This window comes from Sutcliffiella rhizosphaerae (assembly GCF_917563925.1).
Taxonomy (GTDB): Bacteria; Bacillota; Bacilli; order Bacillales; family Bacillaceae_I; genus Sutcliffiella_A; species Sutcliffiella_A rhizosphaerae.
The window spans coordinates 1-20,567 of the sequence record NZ_CAKJTJ010000041.1 but is presented as its reverse complement, the minus strand read 5'-3'; the positions used below and the strand labels follow the sequence as shown (position 1 = coordinate 20,567).

The window sequence follows — 20,567 nt, the reverse complement described above, 5'->3', positions numbered from 1 at the left end:
AAGGAGAGATTTTACGATGGGTAAATATTTTGGAACGGATGGAGTACGCGGAGTAGCAAATTCAGAGTTATCACCTGAATTAGCATTTAGAGTTGGACGAATGGGGGGCTATGTTCTGACAAAAGATCAGAATCGCCCTAAAGTGTTAATCGGCCGTGACACCCGTATTTCCGGCCATATGCTGGAAGGTGCTCTTGTTGCGGGTCTACTCTCCATCGGTGCGGAAGTTATGCGATTAGGGGTTATTTCAACTCCTGGTGTTTCGTATTTAACAAAAGCATTGGGTGCTCAAGCTGGAGTCATGATATCAGCATCCCATAATCCAGTAGCAGACAATGGAATTAAGTTCTTTGGTCCGGACGGCTTTAAACTATCCGATGAACAGGAAGCGGAAATTGAAGCGCTCATGGATGAAGCGACTGATACACTGCCTCGCCCAGTCGGTGCCGATCTTGGTCAAGTTAGTGATTACTTTGAAGGTGGACAAAAATATCTGCAATTCCTGAAACAAACAGTGGATGAAGACTTTTCAGGCATACATATTGCCCTTGACTGTGCACATGGCGCAACGTCATCCCATGCGACCCATCTTTTTGCGGATTTGGAGGCAGACATCTCCACAATGGGCTCTTCCCCGAATGGATTGAACATTAATGACGGTGTGGGATCTACACATCCTGAAGCTCTTGCAGAGTTTGTGTTAGAAAAAGGTGCCGATATTGGTCTAGCATTTGATGGAGATGGAGACCGCATTATCGCAGTTGACGAAAAGGGTCAAATCGTTGATGGTGATCAAATCATGTTCATCTGTGCAAAATATTTAAGTGAACATGGCAGACTGCGCCACAACACAGTCGTCTCAACGGTTATGAGTAATCTAGGCTTTTACAAAGCACTTGAAGCAAATAACGTCGAAACAAAACAAACAGCAGTAGGTGACCGTTATGTTGTGGAAGAAATGAAAAACGGAAACTACTTACTTGGCGGTGAACAGTCCGGGCATATTATTTTCCTAGACTACAACACTACAGGTGACGGGATGCTAACAGGTCTTCAGCTCGTTAACATAATGAAGCTTACGAAAAAGAGCCTATCTGAGCTTGCAGCCGAAATGCAAAAGTTCCCTCAGCTTCTTATCAACGTCAGAGTAACAGACAAGCACCGAGTAACAGAAAATGAAAAGGTGAAAGCTGTTATGGAAGAAGTAGAAGCAGAAATGAACGGAAATGGTCGCATCCTCGTTCGTCCATCTGGTACCGAACCACTTGTACGTGTTATGGCAGAAGCACCAACCCAAGAGCTTTGCAAAGAATACGTGGAAAAAATCGTAGCCGTTGTCCGCGAAGAAATGGGCACAGAATAACTAAAGAACAGAAAAGGTATGCCTGCACCGCACGGGATGAGCGGTGTGTGCATATCTTTTTATTATGTGGAGGGGTTAGTGGGGTTTTATTTTCCACTTAAGGTGGTATATATGGCAAGTATGGATTTTATTTGCCACTTTCGGCAATATATTTGCCATTCGACAACATTCAACAATCTCCACTAAATGTGAACTTTCTTTTTGAATAATTTGGGAAATATCACATAAATAAATTGACGAATCTTGCGATGGAAGGTAAGATATTATTTGTGATTCAAGAATGGAAAGGAGCGTAGGAACGAATATTTTTCATAAAGCGCCTGGACTAAGCGACGAACGGGTATACAAAGCTTAGTTGACGAGGAGGAGGTTTTATCGATTCATCGGCGGATGCCTCCCGGTTGACCACTCACAATCGTTAGAGTGTCAGGAAAAAGCATAAAGGCAACTTTATGTACAAACACTGATACTATGAGGGAAAAATATATAAACGTAATGTGGGGGCAAAAAGTCCCCTGTTAAGGTGTGCTTACTTGTCCCTGCTATTTTTGGGAGGATAAATTAATTATGTGCGGAATCGTAGGTTATATTGGAACACAAGATACAAAGGAAATTCTTTTAAAAGGTCTAGAAAAGCTTGAATACCGTGGCTATGACTCAGCTGGTATCGCAGTGATGAACGAAAATGGCGTGCACGTTTTCAAAGAAAAAGGTCGTATTGCTGACCTTCGCGGTGTAGTGGACAATGATGTCGCTGCAACAGTTGGAATCGGTCACACTCGTTGGGCAACTCACGGCGTACCTAGCCAAGTAAATGCGCATCCACACCAAAGTACATCTGGCCGCTTTACACTTGTTCATAACGGTGTTATCGAGAACTATGCTATTTTAAAACGCGAATACCTTCATGGTGTTGAGCTTGTAAGTGAAACAGATACAGAAGTTGTCGTGCAAATCATTGAGAAATTTGCGAACGAAGGACAACACGTTGAAGAAGCTTTACGCAATACCCTTGCTATCCTAAAAGGATCTTACGCAATTGCATTGTTAGATAACGAAGATCCAGAAACGATCTATGTTGGAAAAAACAAAAGCCCACTGCTTGTTGGTGAAGGCAAAGGAGATTTCAACGTTGTAGCAAGTGACGCAATGGCGATGATCCAAGTAACAGATCAATTCGTCGAGCTAATGGACAAAGAAATGGTCATCGTAAGAAAAGAATCCGTCACCATCAAAAAGCTAAACGGTGAAATCGTAGAACGCGCACCATACACAGCTGAACTTGATGCAAGTGACATTGAAAAAGGCACATACCCGCATTACATGCTAAAAGAAATTGATGAGCAACCATTAGTCATTCGTAAGCTCATCCAAAAATACCAAAACGAAAACGGCGAACTAGTTATTGATGAAGACATCATCAACGCTGTAAAACAAGCTGACCGCCTATACATCGTAGCGGCAGGAACAAGCTACCACGCAGGACTTGTTGGCGCTCAAATGATCGAAAAGCTTGCGAAAGTGCCAGTAGAGGTTCATGTTGCAAGTGAATTCAACTACAACATGCCTATTCTTTCTGAGAAACCGTTATTCATCTTCATTTCTCAAAGTGGAGAAACAGCGGATAGCCGTGCGGTACTTGTTCAAGTAAAAGAACTAGGACACCCAGCACTAACGGTTACAAACGTACAAGGCTCCACGCTTTCCCGTGAAGCGGATTACACATTACTCCTTCACGCTGGACCAGAAATCGCTGTAGCTTCCACAAAAGCATACACAGCACAGCTTGGCGTACTATCCATTCTAGCAGCTGTTCTTGCTGAAGCAAAAGGTCACACGCTTGAATTCGACCTTGTCCAAGACCTTGGAATCGTAGCAAACGCAATGGAAGTACTATGTAATGCAAAAGAAGAACTAGAAGACATTGCACGCAAATTCTTGTCTACAACAAGAAACTGCTTCTTTATCGGCCGTACAATGGACTACTACGTAGGTCTAGAAGGCGCCCTAAAACTAAAAGAAATCTCCTACATCCAAGCAGAAGGATTCGCTGGAGGAGAACTTAAGCACGGAACAATCGCACTAATCGAAGACGGTACACCAGTGATCGCCATCTCCACACAAGAACAAGTGGACCTAAGCATCCGCGGTAACGTCAAAGAAGTAGTAGCACGTGGAGCAAACCCATGCATCATCTCCATGAAAGGACTTGAAACAGAAGAAGACAGTTTCGTTGTACCAACCGTAAACGAACTACTATCTCCACTTGTTTCCGTCATTCCATTGCAGCTGATTTCTTACTACGCAGCATTGCACAGAGATTGTGATGTTGATAAGCCGCGTAACTTAGCGAAGAGCGTTACGGTGGAATAATAAAAAAAGTTAAACTGTTACACCTGTAGATTTAAAATAAAGTCGCGATGTTTATAAAAAAGATGCGATGTTTAAAATAAAGTCGCGACGTTTATAAAAAAGTTGCGAAGCTTTGCCCCTTTGGATATGATTATCTAAAGGGGTGTTTTTGTGTCGAAAAGAAAAATTGATAAGTGGATTAAAGAAGGTCGGGGAACGGGCAGTGGGGAAGATTATCAGCCTTGGCTTAAAATTCAAGATGTTTCTTCATTAGGTCGATCAACAAGATTAAAAGGTATAAAAACCGGTAGACAACATGAGTTTTTATCGGATTTGGAACGGAACTACTTTTATTTAACTGAATTTTCGGATGTTATTGTAGATATTCGTGAACAATTTCCTTTATTACCACAAAAAGAGACGATTGTCATTGCTGAAGAGCTTGGGATTAAACACCCAGCTGATCCGAAAACAGGCGTTCCAATTGTTATGACAACGGACTTTTTATTAACAGTTGATAAAGGACAAGGTGTATTTGAAGTCGCTCATACTATCAAAATGAAAGATAAGTTGTTAGAAGAACGCGTGTTAGAGAAGTTTGAAATTGAGCGGGAATATTGGAAGCGTAGAAGTATTAATTGGGCAACTGTAACAGAGGAAGAAATTCATAAGACAATGGCTAGAAATATTAGTTATATCCATGATTATTTTGATATTCGTAGCTATGATGTATATCAAGAAATGGATGACCAAAATATTGAGGATTTATCCATATCTCTTATGAATCGCCTATTGAATAATTCAGGAAGTATCCGTGAAATTACAAATGAGTTTGATACAGATACACACTTACCTTTTGGAAGTGGTGTTACACTATTATATCACTTACTTGCTAGAAAAATCGTAGTCATTGATATGCAAAAGACGATTGATTTAGAGCAAACAATTGATATTAAGTGTATTGATGAAGGTAATTTAGAGAAGGTGAAATACGGATGATTTATATGAATCAAGTGTTTCAATATGTGACCGATTCGACAAGGATTCGGGTAATTGATATTGAAGAGCCACATGTCTATATCGTTAATATTGACACGAGTAGTGCTATGCCAAGGAGGGAGCTATATTCCAACCTAATTACAGAAATGAATCAAGGAGAGCTACTTGCGATTAATGATCCATATGCAAAAATGATTTCAGAAAGTGATTTAACAGAAGTGCAAATTCGTAAGCGCGAAGAAGATTGGGAAACTATACAAAAATACTGTGTTCCCAATATGCAAAATTTGCTCTACAAACGAGGAAGAGAAAATAAAATTCATGAAATCGTTCGGGACAGCAACCTAGGCAAGACAAAAGTTAAAAAGTTACTGACTCGCTATTGGCAGAGGGGGATGACAAAAAACGCTATGTTACCCGACTACTCTAATTCAGGTGGTAAAGGGAGAACAAAAGCCCTTACAAATGCAAAGGTTGGTCGTCCTAGAAAGATAAACATAAATAATGAATATCAAACCGGTATTAACATTACTGACGAGGTAAAGGTCCAAATTGAGCACGTTATCAACAAGTACTACAGGAAAAAGAATAATTACTCTTTAAGAGATGTTTATAATTTCATGCTGCGTGACTTTTACTCTGATCGCTATAAGGAAAATGGTGAGCTAAAGTACCGTATTTGGGAGGCCACTCGAATTCCCTCGTACCATCAGTTTTACTACTGGTTTAAAAAGCTTGAAGACCCGACAAAAGATATTCAGTTCCGTAAAAGTACAAAAGAATATGAATTGAAGCATCGTCCGATTTTAAGTAATTCTAAATTAGAAACAAATGGTCCCGGTACTAGATTTCAAATTGACGCAACTATCGCGGATATTTATTTAGTCAGTTCACTTGACGTAAATAAAGTAATTGGGCGACCAGTTATTTATGCTGTACTTGATGTATATTCACGCATTATTACAGGTCTTTATGTTGGGCTAGAAGGGCCTTCGTGGATTGGTGCAATGATGGCTTTAGATAATATGGTTGCTGACAAAGTAGAATTCTGTAAGCAATACGGAATTGATATTACACCTGAGCAATGGCCAACACATCATTTGCCTGAAATTATTATCGCCGACCGGGGTGAGTTTGAAGGCTATTCGGTAGAGACTTTAATTAACAATCTTAATATTAAAATTGAGAATACTACAGCTTATCGTGGAGACTTGAAAGGGATTGTGGAAAGGAAATTCCGTACTTTTAATGGGAAGGTAAAGCAAAAAGCCCCCGGAGCAATTCAAAAAGAATATCGAGAACGTGGAGATCAGGATTATCGTTTAAATGCTACTCTGAATTTAAAGGAATTTACATCTCTAATTATTACGATGGCGCTTCATCATAACCAAAAGGTCATTGATAAATATCCTGTTGAAAAGGAAATGGTAGCTGATGGACTAGTGCCAACGCCAATTAACTTATGGAGTTGGGGCATTCAAAATCGCAAAGGAAGGTTAAGAACAGTTGATCGAAATATTCTTCGTTTGAACGTGCTTCCACGTGGAAAAGCGACAATTTCAAGAGCTGGGATCAAGTTTAAAAACCTTCTGTATGGCTCTCGTCAAGCGATTGAAGAGCAATGGTATTTAAAGTTGAAAAATAGAAGTCTAGAAATCGTTTATGATCCACGACATATTGAAAAAATCTATATTCCCCACGATAACGGAATAGACTTTGAGGCGTGTGTTTTATTAGAACCTAGTCAGCAATATAAAGGTGATTTCTTGGAAGAGATCGTCTTTCAACAACAACTTCGGAATGAACTAGAAGAAATGGAACGAACAAATCAAATTCAGCTTACAGTAAATACTGATGCAGCATTGGAAGAGATTATAAAAAAAGCCGTGAAGAACAAAAAGGAATCTTTCAATCAGCCAGGTAGTAAGAAAGCTAAATAGCAGCTATTCGTGAAAACAAGGATGTTGAAAAACAGTTAAATCGTGAAGCTGAAAAGTTCGATTTATCACCTAATAAGGTTAGTGAAACTGCTGACGTAATCGACTTTGTTACAAAAGAGAAGATTGATGAAACACCACCTAAGAAATCGAGCTCACGTCTTATGGAAAAACTAAAGAAGAAGCGAGATGAGGAATTTGGGAAAGACAAATGACATGGTTGTCTTAAAAGGAGATTTTGAGAAAGCTGTCTATAAGCAGCAACTTTTAAATGAATATGCCAATAATCCTTTCATCGAAGCTCTTCCGCCTATATTTAATGAGGATGATGTGCTCGAGCGATTTATGGTGACTCCACGAATTAGTGAGCAAGATAAATTAAGTGAAACGAATATTCGTTATCACGTTTTAAAGCGTGTAAGGAATTTTATCCAGCCGTTACCGATTCATTTCGAGGTAGAACGACGATTGTCTACATTGATTCGGAGAGGTTACTTGGCGCGAAATCCATTAGATAGAACATTTCTAGAGCGTGTTCGGGTGTTACATGAATTGCGTGAAGAAGAGGAAACAGCTCATAAATATATAGATGAACGGCTAAATTATATACGGTCATCTGCTGATAGCTTATCGATTATCGGTATTTCTGGAATTGGTAAAACAACAGCAATTGAACGTCTTTTGCTTATGTATCCACAAGTAATCAAGCATGAAGAATACAAAGGACAATCGTTTAATCGAACTCAAATTGTTTGGCTTAAGATTGACTGCCCGTATGATGGAAGTTTATCTACACTTTGCAAAAGCTTTTTCAAAGCAATTGATGATTTACTCGGTACTCGATATTTAGAAAAGTACGGTTATTTGAACCGTGTGACATCGACAATGTTATTGCACATGACATCGTTAGCAAGTATGTATGGCATCGGTGTTCTAGTAATTGATGAAATCCAGCACTTACTACATTCCAAAAATGAACAGGAAGAAATGTTAAATTTTTTTGTAACACTGTCTAATACAGTTGGCATTCCTACGGTTTTAATCGGCACTTCTAAAGCACAAAAACTATTCAAAGGAAACTTCAGACAGGCAAGACGGGCAGCAAGTGATGGAGCTATTATTTGGGATCGTATGGACGAAAATAGTGAAGAGTGGGAGTTTTTCCTAGAGACACTTTGGGAATTACAGTGTTTAAAAAACCATTCTGAGCTTACGGAGGAGACAAAGAAGGCATTTTATTATGAATGCCAAGGGATTACTGCTGTTGCCGTGAACCTATTTATTCTAGCGCAAGAACGAGTATTATTTGATGAGGACAACCAGGCTGAAATCATTACACCACAAGTGTTAAAAAAGACTGCTAGGGAAGATATGCAAACGACTCAACCAATGATGACAGCTATTCGGACGAACAATTTTGCCGATATGATGAAATATGAAGATATTATGATTAACTTGGATGAAGTCATGCTGAATCACAAGCGAAATACTGAAATGACAGGACGTATTCAAGAAGCATTTAAAGAGCGCCAAAATACAATCGAGTATAAACGTCAGGACATGATTGGGAACTTAAGTATTGAAGTGGCAGCCCTTGGTATTTTTGATAGTTTGAAAGAAAACGATATTAAAAAGCTCGTACAAAATATAGTTGAGGGAAATCCACTTGATATTGAATTTAATCAGCTTAAATCAGAAGTGATTCAGCAGGCGATTGCATTAAATCAACAAAAGAAAGATCAAAAAGCAAAGGTAAAAGCAAAAAATACAGAGATTCTACCATTGCTAAGGCTAAGAAAGCAAGCGTTAGACAAAAAGCAACACCCCTATGAATTATTAAAAGCAAATGGATACATTAAAAATCCTTTGGAGGAATTCTACTAGGAGGGAATCAAATGCTGCCATTCTTTACTGATCCATATCCAGATGAATTGATTTATTCGGCGGTCGCACGTTATCACTTTTACAGTGGGAATATTGATTGCAAAGATACGTTGGAAGAAGTATTTCAAAATCGTTCTGTTATACCAAGCGTAGAGATTGGCAGCCACTTTTCTGTACTAGTTGAGCAATTAGACCCCAATTATTCTGTTGAAAACCTAGTGGCTAATCACACGATTTACCCTTACTATGCTCATTTTCTTTCCAAACAACGTCAGCAAGAACTTTTACAAGATGTTCAAGGCGATGGAAAAGGACTATATACAAGACTAGGTATGGTCGCAGGAGGTATTTGTAAAAAGGACGGGCTCTATTATTGTCCGGAATGTGCAACTAGTGATATTGAACAACATGGAGAACCCTATATTCATCGTGAGCATCAACTACAAGGGATTGATTTCTGTGCTCATCATGAATTGAAATTAAAGAAGTATCCTGTCGATTTTTCAAAGCAGAGTAGAATTGAGTTTATTCGATTCGATAAAAAGGTAATGAACTTATCAATGATTCAAGAAGTTGAACCAAAAGAGTTTGTAGCCATTCAAATTGCTTTAGCAAAAATGGCTTATAGACTACTGCAAGTTCCAATACATCAATTTTCAAGGGAATCTATTAATCTTAAATATCGTGTTTTTTTACGTGGGCGTAATTTAATAACAACTTCTAATCGAATTCGGCAAAATGAGCTATACAAAGCATTTCAATCAAAGTTTCCAAAAGGATTTTTAGTTAAGTATGAATCAGCAATCGATGTTGATGATGAGTACAATTGGCTGAAGATTATTACACGCAATCTAAAACGTCATGCACATCCTTTCCGTCATTTGCTTATGCTTTATTTCTTAGAACAAGATGTAGATTCCTTTTTACAAGTTGAAGCCGATACAGGTCCTATCGGTAGGGGCCCATGGCCTTGTTTAAATAAAGCAGCTAATCATTATAAGGAATTTGTGATTCCCGAAGTAAATGTTACGAGAGATTTTAAATCAAAAGCACCCATTGGTACGTTTGAATGCTCTTGTGGTTTTATTTACGCTAGAAAAGGTCCTGATAGATTATCTGAAGATAAATATCGTATTGGCCGTATAAAAGCGTTTGGAGACGTCTGGAAGGCTAAGTTACATGAATTGGAAGACGAAGGGACGTACAGTACAAGAGCATTAGCTAAAATGCTTGGTGTAGATTCGAAAACGGTAAAAAAATATCTTTCTTCAGAGATGAAAATTGAAAGATTATCAAAAAATGCTATTCCTTCGATGTTGCTAATTTATCGAAAACAATTATTAAAAGGAATGCGACAATACCCACGTTATTCAAGAACACAAATTCGTAAGTGTTTCCCAAAAGAATATATGTACTTGTATCGTCACGATAAAGAATGGCTGTTCGAACAGTTGCCTATAATTCAGGAGAAGAAGAATAACCAAGAAATTGTCGATTGGGCCTCACGTGATCGAGAATACTGCTTTAAAGTGGAGAAGCTTTACAAGGAGCTAATCGAACTAGATAAACCTGTTCGAATTACAATCTCGATTATTGGAAAACGGCTTGGAATATTATCAAACTTGGAGAAACATCTTGATAAGCTCCCTCAGTCTAAAAAGCTCCTATCTGAAACTACGGAATCTACTCAGCAATTCCAAGTCAGACGTTGTTGTAAGATTATTGATCAAATATTACAGAGGAAAGAACCAGTTGTATTATGGAAAGTACAGCGTATTGGCGCTGTGAAGTCACATCATTTTCATGAAATAAAACCGTATTTGGAAGAATATTTACGAACAAAACAGGAAGTGAAAAGTTATGAGCAAACAACAGGTTAAAATTGCTTGGCCTTTTGCAAAAGGTGAAAAAGCACAACTGTTATGGATTGGTGAACCATTCCGTTCTGATCATAAAATGATGATTAAAGCTTATTTTCGCTCACAAGGTCGTACAGAAGGTATATTAATGGATTGGGGCACATTACCATGTCTAGCAATCCAACATTTTTATACTGATGGCATCATAACGGCAAGTAAAGCCCCTGAAGGTGTACAGGAGATAGATATGACTATTTATCCTAATAAAGTTAAATATCACGAACGACCTTGGTCTATTCAAGGAAGCAGTGATGCTGCAACTTCCCGTAGTTTCGTGTTCTCTTTCAATGGGAAGAATGTTATTTTACCAGTCATTGAAGTATTACGTAGTATATTAGCTCCGAATGGTTTTCTTTTATATCGCTTGTTTGAATCGAATTCATTTCCTCAGTTCTTCACAGAAACATACGAACCTAATAAAATACATCTTAGCTTTTCATCACAATATGAATTGAAATACACAAAGCCAACCTTCATTTATCAATTGATGTGGTTGCTGACAAACCGTGATCTACGACAGACATATGAAAATATCGCATTTACTTGGTTGCAGGAAAGGACTTTGAAGTTCGAATGGAGCTTTACACAACCGATTACAATAACAGCTCGTGTAAAGGAGAAGAGTAACACGTGTACAGTATTACAAATTGTTAATGTGAAAAACAAAGATATCCCGTACCAACATATTTCAATTTCACATCCAGAAATACAAGAACAAGAGAAATCCAATGAGGCAAAGAAATACACTTACCATTCTCTAAATAGACAGGGTGATGAAGAAGGGTTTGTACTAGATGAACAATTAGATGGTTCTACAGAAGACTTTGATCTCGTGCAAATGAATCAGTTAAAACATGAATATACATTAGTTCCCAGAATTGAACGTATTAAAGGTAGCCCTTCCAAGCAACGAAAGAAGGAAGATGAAAACACAAAGAAATACTACATTAATCATGATTCTATTCGATCTACAGCAGACAGTGGTGGCCAACAACTTGTGCGAGGATTAGAGCATCAAATGCTACATGAAATTCAGGCAAAAGGCGAGCTGCAAGATTTTATTAATGTATTGAAGATAATGGAACAATCTCCGCAAATAAAAAGGATTCGAGCGTTTATTGATATACTTCCTGAGGGATTAGGAAAACGAAAGTTTACAAAATTAAATGATGGTATTACGAAGCGGCGTTACTTGGTTGCTGATATATATATGGCAGATAGAAGGAGGTTTAGTATAATAGAAATTGAAAGAGAGAGTCGTTCTTTATCGTTGTTGATTATGTATTCACTTTCAATTAATAATTGGAAATACATATATGATAACTTACTTTTAAACTTGGTTAATGATGGTGGTACTTGGACAAGTAAATCTTTGCAAAAGATTGTAAGTCGAAATGTTAAGGTTATTAAGATGAGGCATAGCTTTAAAAGTATATATCATCAAGCTGATTTTTTATTAGATAAATTATTGAAGGAGTAAGAGCTATTACTTTTCATAGGAAATCACTAATTATCGTTTTAAAGACGAATTTTAGGATAGAATAGAATGAAATAAAACTATATTTGACATTGATGGTTTTTTATCGATAAAATGACTTTATCGATAAAAAGACTAGGAGGTAATATGGTGAAAATATATCCTTTATATGAATTTCCTCCTTCTATGGAAGTACTTGAAAAAATACTAATTCATGTAGATTATAATCAACCAATTTTAGATGAGGCTTTAAAGAGCTTTGTAGGTGAATTACTTGGTAAACGTCCCTCAAGAACAAATATTACTATTAAAGAGTTAAAAAAGTTAAATATAATTGAAGGGACTTCAGAATTTAGTCTTACATGGGAATCTCAGTTGTATATAGATTTGAAAAGATCGGTAGATGGATTAATATTACATTCAGTGTATAAGATTCCTGATTTGTTTGATATTTGTAAAAATATATGTTTTATTGATCCTGAATTAAAATTGCTAAAACCAGAGCTTTTAGAAGAGTTATATGAATTGGGTTACCAAGAAGGAAAAATATCTACTAATAGGGAAAAATTATTCGGTTTAACAAGAATGATAAAGATTTGTCAAAATAACATGTTCAAAAATCCTTTTGAAAAATACGGGAATTACATGGATTTTTTAAAAAAAATGCAAAAAGTATATTTAGAGTTGACTAATAATCAATATGATAAAAATATTACGTTGGTTGAATTACAAAATGAAATAATGAAACAAGAAAATATAGAGAAGGGGATATCTGAAAGTTTCATAAAACAATTATATTTTGATCCTATATTGTCTTCATATATATCATTTTCTACAGTGAATAATGACTTTGCTTCTAAGGGTTATATTTGGATAGGGGAGAATAAGTTTTATTATTTGAAGCTAAAAAGGAATTTCGAAATATGATCATTTTGATTTAGTATTTGGTGGATTAAAAAGAATAATTATTTATGTTAATAAATGTGATCAAAGAAAACGGGACTTTTGAGTGTTATTTCTGTCCTTTGAAAAAGGTGATTCTTTTAGGAGGGTAAAATGTAAATGATTCAATTTATAGAAAAATTATTTGCAAATGAAACTAAACTAGAAAAGAAAATTGCTATAAAAGAAATAAATGGGATGAAAAATTCACAGCCACCTGAAAAGCCAACGTTTATCGTAAATCAAAATGAAATAAAAAGTCGGCTAACTCAAAAATTGACAGATTGTATGCGCGGATATGGATTCGAACATGTTGTTTTAACAGGAAAAGTTGGTGGTGGAAAGACCCACTTTTTGAACTGGATTGAATCAAGAATGAATGATAATGGGAATTTTTACATGGTTAAATTCCAAGTACAAGAAACCAGTACTGTTAAACATAGTTTTGTGAAAATGATTGTTTCGAAGATTTTCCAGCAATATTATGAGGATTTTACTCGTGCCATGAATTTATTAGTCACAGAATTTGAAGGTGATTTAGACAGCGAACAAGATTTGATTATAGGTATGCTATGTAATAGATATAAGGTTTCGAATGATTTAGCAAGGATATTGTATGAAGTTTGTGCGAAAACCAAAAAGGGAAGTGCTGCTATTAGGGTAATGGGGGCTTCACATGGACGGACTGAATTATTACGATTGGGAATTAAGAATCTAATTGATTCAGATTATATAAAGATCATTCAATTTTTCTTAAAGTATAAAAAGAAGGATGGGTATTTACTAGTTTTATTAGATGAATTTGAGCATGCATATCTTTCATTAACCCCTGCTGCCCGTAGAAATTTCTTTACAAGTTATAAAGCCTTTATCGATGAAGCTGTTAAATTTGATCCAGCAGATATTGTACTGATTACGTCTGTAACTGAGCAATCTGAAGGACATTTAAAAGAAAAGGTAGAAAGTGCAGAATTAGCATTATGGTCAAGAATTCAACATCAAATTAATGCTTTGAGTGAGTTTAGTCCAGCAGATCCCTTGGAGTTCAAAGAATTATTTAATGAATTATCTGTTAGATATAGAATTGCTTATGATTATGATATTTATTCTAAAAATGAATCGGAAATGAGAAAACGATTTTTAGAACGATTAGGTGGAGATACCGTACAGTCAATGAGCTATAGAGATGCGATATTAAATATGCTCGGTATAATGGATGATTTACGTATGAATAAACAAACGTTAGAAATTTCTACAGATACCCGAGTAGAGTATGAAAAAATAATTCAAGACGCTAAAAAACAATGGGAAGACGCACATCCTAATGCTAAACCTGGTATGATTAAAAGTTCTCTTGAAAAATTATTGATGGAATTAAGGTATAAGAAGCTAGCGTTAGAGAATGAAGTTGGATCGGTATTATTTGTTTCTAATCTAGTTTCTAAAAAATTGTTTTTTATTTCAACAACTTCTAATTCTAAAAGTTTAATAACTAGTATTGATAAGTGTATTAAATATAAAGATAGTTTAAGTACTAAGGAAGATGATTTTGAAACTATATTTATATATCAAAAGCAATGGGAAACAAAGGCAATTGTTCAGATGTTAAGTCTTTATCCAGATATTCATGCACTAGCTATTAATGAACTTGAGCTATATAATCTTTTTGTTTATAAAAATATGAAGGAGAATATTTCAAGAGAGAAGATTATGTCTGAATTAGAAAGAGTTATTAATGATATAAAATGACGTTGAGAGGGTTTATACGTATGTCACAAAATCAAAAATGGTGTTTTATAGATTTAACCATTCCTGATAGTATTGAAATTAGTGAAGCTGAAATTCAAACTGTTTTGGAAGAATATAAATGTAAGTATAAGTTTATGATTGAGCATACAATCATATTTGATATAAACGAGGCGCCTCCTTTAGATAAAATCCATCAATTGAAGGATGAATTTATTAAACTAGTAAAGATGAAGACAGACTATTCAGAGGATGAATTTGATTTAGAGTTCTATGAATCAGAAGAAATAATATTCGAGTTTAATATTAAGAATAGTAGTCTTAGTGAAGAAGAATTCCTTTCTCAATTAGCAAGGATACAGGATAGTGAAGTTCAGGAATATGATACAGAGTATAAACTATTGAAAAAAATCGATTATGCAGAAAGAACCTATTCTAAAATACCACTTATTCATAATATTCGTTGTGAGAATATAGCAATTTTCACTTTGAAAACTCTTAATTTTGGAATAGCTTTTATTGGCTATATGAACTTTTCTCATTCAATGAAAGTGAGTATAAAAACGTTTAATTTTGATATGCTAAAGTATTTGATTGACAAGACAAGCGAATTATTTAGTGATGTGGAATGGGAAGATAATATTAACTGGAAATGGTTGTTAAGTAGAAAAATTTCAAGTGGTTACAGGGAGAATAAAAAACATTTATCTAAAAATATTCTAATGCAATCTTTTTTGAAGATGAGTCAGTCTAAAGATATAGATGGTTCAATTAGTCGGCTTTTAAAAGATTTATTAGATAAAGGGTACTTAAAGGAAGAACAATATTTAAGTATATCAAATATGAATAATATCACTAGATTCCTGCAAAAATATAATAGAGTTATAAAAAATCACTTGACTGATACTAATATTTGGGTGGATGCTTCTTCTGGATTGATTTTTACAGAAAATGATAAAAGTGATCCAGAAAGAGTTTCTGAACTAAATAATGTAGAAAATATATATGCACCACCTCAGCATCTACTACACTATGTTCGTGCTTACTGGCACCAAGATTATATCGAGCATATTTTTAATGTAGTGCAAGAGAAAATTAGTTCAAGCGAAAGTGAATTGAAAATTATTGAGTTATTAACTGATTTGCAGTTTGATTTTATAAGAAGTGGTAAACCAACAAAAAGTTCAAGGGATATAGACTTACTAATTCGAATGAAGAATGTAAAAAATGATCAGGAATATATTGTTGCGGTAGAAGCAAAAAGAAATGCACACGAATTCAGTAGAGTAAAAAGAGATATAGCAACAAAAATCTCTCAACGCTATGCAAATATTTTTACAGGATTTTTGGCAGTAGCTTATTTTGATAATGGTAGAAGGAGTATTAATCAAAATGAAGTGATGTGGGGGCATGAGGATAACTTAATAAAAAAGCCTTGTATGTTATGTGTTAGTACAGATAAAGAAACACTAGAACAGCAAATAATAGATGCATTAAGTCGGATTTGTACATGATGGCTAAAAAATATATTTTTGAAACTGTTGATCAAATAAAGAAAAATAAAAATATTAAAATGTCTGATTTGCAGTGTTACTATTTGCTGTATGCAATCTCTTTCTGTTCTAGATATATTGAAATTAATGCATGGAGCAAAGACTTAAATAGTATAGATTTTAAAGAATTAAAGACAGAATCAATGGAGAAACTTAATAAAAGTATCTTTAGCGAATTAGATTTAGAAAATAAAAATCTTTTCTTTTTTTTCAATTGGTTGAAGAAGCACCCCCCATTTTATACGACTGAAGATATACTGGGAAGCATATATGTCCTTTGTTCTGGAAAAGAGCAAAGGAAAAAGTTAGGTGAACATTACACGCAAAATGAACTGGTTGAATTTATTTTGACTGAACTAGGGGATGAATTGAAACCTACTAAGAAAATCATTGATCCTGCTTGTGGTTCTGGGAATTTCTTGGTAAGAATTCTAGGTGCATTTTTAGAAAAAGGCTCCTTTGAATCAAATCAAAATATAGTTAATAATCTAATAGCAGGGGAATTTATTATTGGGGTAGATATTCAAAAAATTCCTTGTTTAATAACTAAACTAAGGATGTTAATGGAGGTCGTATATTACCAAAAGGTAATCGACCCAAATATAGAATTTCCTATTTACCAGGTAAATTCTTTGTTGGAGAATCATGAATTCCTTGAAGATAACAGCTTTGATTTGGTGATCACAAATCCCCCGTATTTAAGGTATCAATTAATTGATCAAGATGTAAGAAAGAAATTGAAGGATATTTATTATTCGGCAACAGGGCGATTTGATTTATATCCAATTTTTATTGAAAAGAGTTTAAAATTAGTCAAAGAATTGGGGAAAGTAATTGTTTTATGTTCTGATAAGTTTATGGCAACCCAGTATGGAAGGGGTATTCGAGAATATGTTGGTAAAAATGCCGAATTGCTAAAAGTATATGATTTGAGTGCAATATTTCCATTTGAAGCTGCGGTATTATCTGCAGTGTATTTTTTTGAAAAGCATACAAATAATAATATTGTTAATAATTCAGATTGGTTTAAAGTAATAAACGATGTAGAAGTGCTTAGTAAAAAAAGACTTGGGAATGTTATAATCGATGAAAAATGGAGATATGTAGAGGATACTAGTGAAGCTATATTAAAGAAAATTTTGAATAACTCAAATATTTTATTGGGCGATATTATTAGTAAAGTTTCTATCGGTGTACAAACCACAGCTGATAATGTATTTTGTAAAGAAATGACAAATGATTTTGTTTTGGAAAAAAAGCTTGAAAAGGAAGTCCTTCATCCATTATTACGAGGAAGAAATCTAAAAAAGTGGACTTATACTTGGTCTGGAGACCAAAAAAATAAAGATACTAATATATTGTATCCTTATGAAAATCTAGATGGAGTATCAATTCCTATACAATTAAATGACTATTCCAATGTTAAAAAATATCTCTTAGAGCATAAGACTGAACTAAGTAATAGAACATATTTTATGAAACAAAGTAGTAAAAAATGGTTTGAACATTGGACTCCACGTTCATTTAATACATTTAGTGGGATAAAGATATTAACGCCAGACCTGTCATCATATAATAAGTTTTCGTTAGATACAAAGGGATATTTTTATAATGGAACGGTATATGGTATAAAATTGAAAAATGAGTATATACTAAATGATTATAAATATTTATTAGGAATTTTAAATAGTAATGTTCTAAGTTTTTTCCACAAACAGATAAACTCTACGCACCTACATTCAAAAAAGTATAGGTTTCAAGCTCCAACCATAAAAGAGTATCCTTTGGTATTCTTAGATAGAGAGACGAATGAGTATACAGAGATCGTTAGAATAGTAGATGAAATATTAAATACACAAACAAACATTTCTTTTTTAGAAGGATTACTGAATGATATAGTATATAGAGTCTATAAATTAGAAATAGAAGACAGGGGAATTATCGAAGCTTTTTGTGAAAGCTAATCCCTTAACATAAAAGAGTGTGTTTTGAGGTATAAGATTGATTTAAGCATATTCTTTTATAATCGATTGAGAAATTTCTATGTGAAAAATGTGTTTAAAATGCTATATAAAGTTCAATTGAACACTGGCTAGAAAGAGCGATTTAAAAATAGAAACCGTATAAAGTGAACTTTTTGAAGTTTTGATCAAACTTTTTTATAAAAATGTAATCTGTATGTACAAGTGACAAATCCATTTTGAGCAATCTTTTCTCAAAATGGGTTCTTTTTTAGTCTTATAAAATATGGGTTTACAAGGTATTTTTGATCAAACTTTATTTTTAACCTACAACACCCCTTTGGATATGATTATCTAAAGGGGTGTTTTTATCATGAGAAGGATCAGAACATATGAATTGAAAGATCAATAATAAAACTATTGTTGTTCAGTTAAAGGGCCATATAATTGAATAAGACTTCCAATCAACTGAATGTTGTTTATTAATATTGATATACTCTTATGAACTGTTTGTATTTGGTCTTAATAATCCTCATCGTTTTCTTATTCTCAACGCGTAAAGGGGGATTTATTAAATATGAGTTAAAGTGAATAATAGGACTTAGGAAAGTTTCACTTTAGTAAAGCAATACTATTTTATAATCCACAGAATTTTCTGAAAAAAATATAATAGTAACATCTATAATGGAATATAAAGATGGAGTAATATATAATTTAAATGTTAATTAATGGTGAAAAATACGGAGGCTTTTATGTTCGCTACAGAAGAAGATCTAATTAAAAGACTAAAAAAAGAATATATTAACAAATTGTTTTTTGATGAAGTTGGTGGAGGGTACGGAATTGCTGACCTTATAGTAATAAAAAATAAAACTGACTTTATACAGTATTTTGAAAGTAGGAACGGTGTCTTTTTAAAAAATAATGATCAAATTAAAATTTTTATGTATTTATGGAAAAAGAAAAAAGGAGTATGTTTTGAAGAGATATTAAGTAACCACTATATACCCGCTGAAAAATTGAAATATAAAGTTTTAAAATATTTAACGGAGATCGAAGCAGTAATCTTAAAAGATGGGAAGTATTTTCGTAATAAATCATTTTATATTTTTTCAGCAGATATCGTGGCTATTGAAGGTAAATTAAGTAATTGGCAAGCGGCCCTTACTCAAGCTATTAGGTACCTAAGGTTTGCTAAAAGTGCTTATGTTGCTCTAGATATGGATTATATTCATCGAGTAGACCTAAATGAATTCAAAAAATATAATATTGGTTTAATCTCAGTAGGATCTAAAGTAGAGGTTATGTATAAACCTCAATCACAAAAACCTATAGACCCAGTAATGAGATATAGAATTGCCGAAAATATTATACAAAATTCAAATTTAAATACTGGAAGGTTGAGGAAGGTCCATTTTTGAAACCTCTAGAATTACTTCTTTCCATATACCAAAATGTTTGTAGCTAAGATTTTTAATCTTTTTTTCTTTAAGAATCTCTCTAATATATTGTTGCGCCAAATCTGTAGAAGTACTAAATTTTCTCAACCTTTCCTCATTAGAAAGTATTGAATACTCATCAATCTGCTGCTTTTTAACAGTGTAATGATGCCGGATAGTATTGTGAAAGTTTGACAATCTATCTTTTTCCAGTGAACCTTCACAATATAAGCAATTACATACAAATTTTTTCCCCTGATTTGTGGAAAGAATATCTTCTAGGATGTTTTCGTTATATAGTCCCAATAGTTCTGGTATATAGTATCTTCGCTTTGTTCCTCCTCCTTCTTGTTTATTTAGAAATTCTTCTTTAAAACTGTCTCCTTGTCCTAAACTTATAGCGATGGTATTTGCACCTATTGCAAGTAACCCTAAGGAAAAATCATTGATTCTCGAAACAATAATTTCTTTTTTGCTGTGCGAAAGAATTTTAACTAGATAAGCATAAGCATAATAATGATTGCTGTTTAATGTTGAAAAGTCTCCTGCAATTTGGAGGTAATACCCATCAGGTTGGGCTGCTGAAATATAATTGATTAATTGATCTATTTCATTTGTATCTTCGAACTTTTCAATATTCAGATATATACCATAATATAGCGGTTTTCTATTATTTAATAATTCTAAGTAGGACTTGGAAGCTTTAAATTGATTATAATCTGTCTTAATCCATGGATCGTTTACAGAGTTGTATAAGTGAACTGGTGATAATAGGATATCGCTATCATAAGATAGTTGGAAATTAATTACTCCTTTAGCCCTCTCTGCAATATCAGATGCTAAAATAAAATCTCTAGGCGTTTCTTTTCTTAACTTACTTATAACATAAGGTAATTTCTTATATGTTTCTTTAGCTGTAAATGCAGAATAGCCTAATGTTTGTACATAAGGATCAATAATTAATTTAGAATTATTATTTTTCTGCAATTCTATAT

The 20,567-nt window shown here is 34.2% G+C and carries 12 protein-coding genes and 1 pseudogene; 12 read left to right on the top strand and 1 reads right to left on the bottom strand.

What is annotated here, in order from left to right:
• The first annotated feature begins 16 nt into the window (after positions 1-16).
• From glmM to LRP81_RS20270, 12 genes and pseudogenes are all read left to right on the top strand, one after another.
• The gene (glmM, locus tag LRP81_RS20325; RefSeq protein ID WP_230504577.1) at positions 17-1,363 is read left to right on the top strand and encodes a phosphoglucosamine mutase; all 1,347 of its coding nucleotides are present in this window, start codon (positions 17-19) and stop codon (positions 1,361-1,363) included.
• Positions 1,364-1,930: 567 nt separating this feature from the next.
• Entirely contained in the window at positions 1,931-3,736 is a 1,806-nt protein-coding gene (gene glmS / locus LRP81_RS20320; protein ID WP_230504576.1) for a glutamine--fructose-6-phosphate transaminase (isomerizing), read from the top strand.
• A 150-nt stretch (positions 3,737-3,886) separates the two neighbouring features.
• Complete coding sequence (locus LRP81_RS20315; RefSeq protein WP_230504573.1) at positions 3,887-4,714, top strand: TnsA endonuclease N-terminal domain-containing protein; 828 nt, start codon at positions 3,887-3,889, stop codon at positions 4,712-4,714.
• A pseudogene (locus LRP81_RS20310) lies at positions 4,711-6,866 on the top strand (Mu transposase C-terminal domain-containing protein). The gene LRP81_RS20315 and the pseudogene LRP81_RS20310 overlap by 4 nt, the downstream one beginning before the upstream one ends.
• Positions 6,841-8,535: an ATP-binding protein gene (locus LRP81_RS20305; protein ID WP_230504568.1), complete on the top strand. Its 1,695-nt coding sequence runs from the start codon at positions 6,841-6,843 to the stop codon at positions 8,533-8,535. The pseudogene LRP81_RS20310 and the gene LRP81_RS20305 overlap by 26 nt, the downstream one beginning before the upstream one ends.
• A gap of 11 nt (positions 8,536-8,546) precedes the next feature.
• Positions 8,547-10,415 (top strand): TnsD family transposase, encoded by a 1,869-nt coding sequence (locus LRP81_RS20300; protein ID WP_230504565.1) that lies wholly within the window; start codon positions 8,547-8,549, stop codon positions 10,413-10,415.
• Positions 10,396-11,934: a Tn7-like element transposition protein TnsE gene (locus tag LRP81_RS20295; RefSeq protein ID WP_230504563.1), complete on the top strand. Its 1,539-nt coding sequence runs from the start codon at positions 10,396-10,398 to the stop codon at positions 11,932-11,934. Before LRP81_RS20300 ends, LRP81_RS20295 begins: the two co-directional genes overlap by 20 nt.
• Before the next feature lie 147 nt (positions 11,935-12,081).
• Positions 12,082-12,858 (top strand): hypothetical protein, encoded by a 777-nt coding sequence (locus LRP81_RS20290; protein ID WP_230504561.1) that lies wholly within the window; start codon positions 12,082-12,084, stop codon positions 12,856-12,858.
• Between the two features lie 135 nt (positions 12,859-12,993).
• Positions 12,994-14,622, top strand: coding sequence for a P-loop NTPase fold protein (locus LRP81_RS20285; RefSeq protein WP_230504559.1), 1,629 nt, complete (start codon positions 12,994-12,996; stop codon positions 14,620-14,622).
• 20 nt (positions 14,623-14,642) lie between these two features.
• Entirely contained in the window at positions 14,643-16,133 is a 1,491-nt protein-coding gene (locus LRP81_RS20280) for a hypothetical protein (RefSeq protein ID WP_230504557.1), read from the top strand.
• Positions 16,130-18,136, top strand: coding sequence for an Eco57I restriction-modification methylase domain-containing protein (locus tag LRP81_RS20275; protein WP_230504555.1), 2,007 nt, complete (start codon positions 16,130-16,132; stop codon positions 18,134-18,136). Before LRP81_RS20280 ends, LRP81_RS20275 begins: the two co-directional genes overlap by 4 nt.
• A 728-nt stretch (positions 18,137-18,864) precedes the next feature.
• Entirely contained in the window at positions 18,865-19,554 is a 690-nt protein-coding gene (locus LRP81_RS20270; RefSeq protein ID WP_230504553.1) for a hypothetical protein, read from the top strand.
• Here the strand turns inward: LRP81_RS20270 and LRP81_RS20265 are convergent.
• The coding region (locus tag LRP81_RS20265; RefSeq protein ID WP_230504551.1) for a hypothetical protein at positions 19,519-20,567 on the bottom strand (1,049 nt) is incomplete at its 5' end. The genes LRP81_RS20270 and LRP81_RS20265 overlap by 36 nt on opposite strands.